This is a genomic window from Bradyrhizobium sp. 17 (assembly GCF_023073515.1).
In the GTDB taxonomy this organism is placed as follows: Bacteria; Pseudomonadota; Alphaproteobacteria; order Rhizobiales; family Xanthobacteraceae; genus Bradyrhizobium; species Bradyrhizobium canariense_D.
In genome coordinates this window covers 1-3,192 of sequence record NZ_JADPJQ010000054.1, presented here as the reverse complement: position 1 = coordinate 3,192, position 3,192 = coordinate 1, and the positions used below count along the sequence as shown (strand labels likewise).

At 62.5% G+C, this 3,192-nt stretch carries 2 protein-coding genes and 1 pseudogene; all 3 read left to right on the top strand.

Annotation, left to right across the window (positions count from 1 at the left end; all coding sequences use genetic code 11):
- Positions 1-376: 376 nt before the first annotated feature.
- Positions 377-1,033: pseudogene (locus IVB13_RS09370) on the top strand (TonB-dependent receptor plug domain-containing protein); the annotation flags it as partial.
- 430 nt (positions 1,034-1,463) lie between these two features.
- On the top strand, positions 1,464-2,372 hold the full coding sequence (locus IVB13_RS09365; RefSeq protein ID WP_247488554.1) for a LysR family transcriptional regulator: 909 nt from the start codon (positions 1,464-1,466) through the stop codon (positions 2,370-2,372).
- Positions 2,373-2,520: 148 nt separating this feature from the next.
- The coding region (locus IVB13_RS09360) for an MFS transporter (RefSeq protein WP_247488552.1) at positions 2,521-3,192 on the top strand (672 nt) is incomplete at its 3' end.

Below are 3,192 nucleotides of genomic sequence, written 5' to 3'. Positions count from 1 at the left end.
GTGCCCATATTGCCGAAAGCAAATCCTTGAAAAACAGCGGCGAAAACACATTCTGCCAAAGTAGTGCTAGTGTTGCCAGGCCGCCACGCCTGAGACACTTGCTGGCAAATTGCAGTTTACCTCAATGTTGCCGGCTTAGGTACTTCAATGTTGCCGGCTTAGGTACTTCGCCCTGGGTCCAAAACGTGAAGACCTCGGCGTCTTCGACACCAATGTGCAGGTATGACATTCCTATTGAAACATCATGTTCCTCGCTGGTAGGTAACAAAGCCGGATTCGATAGCCAGTCGTTTGCGACTGAGCGAATCTGCGGGGCAAGTCAGTGCGTAGAGTCCTATTGCGGATAGTTTCTGCCACGGCTTCGTCTGCCGTCCTGATGCTGCCTGCAGAAGCGCAGGAACGCGCTGTGCACTCGCCTGACCAGCTCCCTCCGGTCACCGTCACCTCGCCCGAACCGACGCCAGCCAGGCGCGCGACCCGGCCAAAGCCCACGCAAAGTCGCGGCGACCGGAGCCGGACTGCAGTTCGCCCTGGTCAACCTAAACCGGCCCTTGCAGGCGACAGCGGCGCCACGCCCGCAGCTTCATCCACAGGCGCGGGCGCCTTGCAGCCGACCGCCGCCAGTGCGATCCGCTTCACTGGCGCCGAGGTCAATGCGGTGCCCTTCACGCGGCCCGGCGAGGCGCTGGAAATCGTGCCCGGCTTGATCGTCACACAGCATTCAGGAGAGGGCAAAGCCAACCAATATTTCCTGCGCGGCTTCAATCTCGACCACGGCACCGACCTCGCCATCACCGTCGATGGCATGCCCGCCAACATGCCGACGCATGGTCACGGACAAGGCTATGCCGATATCAACTTCCTGATGCCCGAGTTGATCAAGTCGGTGAACGTCCGCAAGGGGCCGTACTTCGCCGACGTTGGCGACTTTGGTTCGGCCGGAGCCGTTGGCATCGACTATGTCAACAAGCTGCCGAAAAACATTGCCGAGGTGAGCTTTGGCAGTTTCGGATATCGTCTGCTGCTTTATGCACGGGGCATTCTAGAGAGCCGGCAAGGGGCTGAATGAGGAGGGAAGCCGAGCCCGCGCGGCATCACCCGTCAAGACCATCCCGCCAGCCCCCGTACCACGCCCAGCACCCTGGATTTGAACGTAGGGCCCGTTTCCGCCGACGAGAGCACCTGTTGCTTAAGGCCGCGCCGGAATCGGTCGATCAGAACGCAAGGCGTCCGGAGGCTGGTCAGTTCTACGATCCCGCTGCGTCCGAACTCGATGGCGTCCCGAGTGGCATCCGCTCGAGGTCCAGGCCGGCGGTGCTGATGTTCTCGCCTAGCTCTCCCGCTGCGACCTTGAAGCCAGCCTCGCCTCGACCGGCAAGCATCGTTGACTCCGCCGGACAATAGGCCAACCTCAACCCTTGCTCGCCCGATAGTCGGGCAGCCGCCGGATACACGCGCCCGAGATGCAGCTACGTCGATCGGACCTCGCCGACCTCTCCTATTTTCTGGAGATTGCCAAGCACCGGAATTTCCGGCGCGCCGCAATCGAACTCGGCATCGGAGCGTCCGCTTTGAGCCACGCGCTCCGCAGCCTGGAAGAGCGCCTTGGGGTTCGATTGCTCAATCGGACAAGCCGCAGTGTAACGCTCACCGCTGCCGGCGAGGCGCTGCAGTCCGCGCTGGCGCGGCCCTTCGACGAGATCGGCAGCGCTTTGGACGTTCTCAACCGCTTCCGCGACGGCCCAATGGGTCGGGTGCGGCTGAGCGTACCGACGGAAGCTGCCGAGTTTCTCATTGGACCCGTGATGGCCACGTTCCTGGAACGTTATCCGGAGGTCGAGATCGAGTTCTCGGTGAACAACCGTATGATCGACGTCATCGAAAACGGTTACGACGCGGGTATCCGGTACGGAGGGACAGTGCCGCAGGACATGATCGCGCAGCGTCTGTCGGCCGATATCCGCTGGCTCGTCGTCGGGGCTCCTTCCTACCTCGACCGCATGGGCACTCCGTTGAATCCGGGCGACCTGCAATCTCACCGCTGCGTCAAGATCCGGATCGGGGACGAGAGCATCTATCGCTGGGAGTTCGAACGCCGCGACGAGAAGATTGAGGTCAATGTTCCGGGCGGGATGACTGTTGATCAAGGGCAGATCGGATTGGTCGCCGTCCGAGACGGGGCGGGGCTCATGTATGTGGCCGAGCCGATGGTGCGTAAGGATCTCCGGGACGGCACGCTGCGCACGGTGTTGGAGGAGTGGGCGCCCCTTGGGCCTGGCTTCCACATCTATTACTCGAGCCGACGGCAGCTTCCAGCCGCGCTCCGGCTCTTTATCGATCTCGTCCGGGAGTTACGGCCGCTCGGCCTCTGAGGTCGGCGGATCGATGAATCCTTCTCAATGGAACGTCCGATAGCCTCAGGGTGCTGCGGAGACTGGCGCCGGCTTATTTGAGAACGGCGGCAAATCGCCGCCTGGATCCGGCCGACCGGGTGCGGATCAGTTCTTTCCCGAGGCTACCATGACAGTTCAGACCACTTTCGAGGACGGTGCCGTCCGGCGAGAAGCGCCGGCATGGGGCGCGGTCTTCGCCCTCACTCTCTGCGTCGCGACTTTGATCGCGTCCGAATTCATGCCGGTCAGTCTCCTGACGCCGATCGCCGCTGAGCTCCACATTACCGAAGGCCAAGCGGGCCAGGCCATCGCCGTCTCCGGCACATTCGCCGTTCTCGCTAGTCTCTTCATTTCGCGTGCGACGCACGGCATCGATCGCCGGATCGTCCTGCTGTCTCTCACGGTCCTCATGATGGCGTCCGGTCTGATCGTCGCGCTCGCGCCGAACGAAGTCATCTTCATGGGGGGGCGGGCGCTGATCGGGATCGTCATCGGCGGCTTCTGGTCAATGTCTGCGGCGACCGCGATGCGCCTCGTCCCCGAAAGTCAGGTCCCGCGGGCGCTGGCCATATTCAACGGCGGAAACGCGCTGGCGACTACGATTGCCGCCCCCTTGGGAAGCTTTCTCGGCCAGTACATCGGCTGGCGCGGAGCCTTCTTTTCGGTCGTTCCGCTCGCCGCCCTCGCGCTGGCCTGGCAATTTTTCACTCTCCCCTCGATGCCAGCCGAGGACGACAGCCGCAGGGGCTCCGTGTTCGGAATCCTTCGCTTGCCGAAGGTCGGCCTTGGGATGATCGCA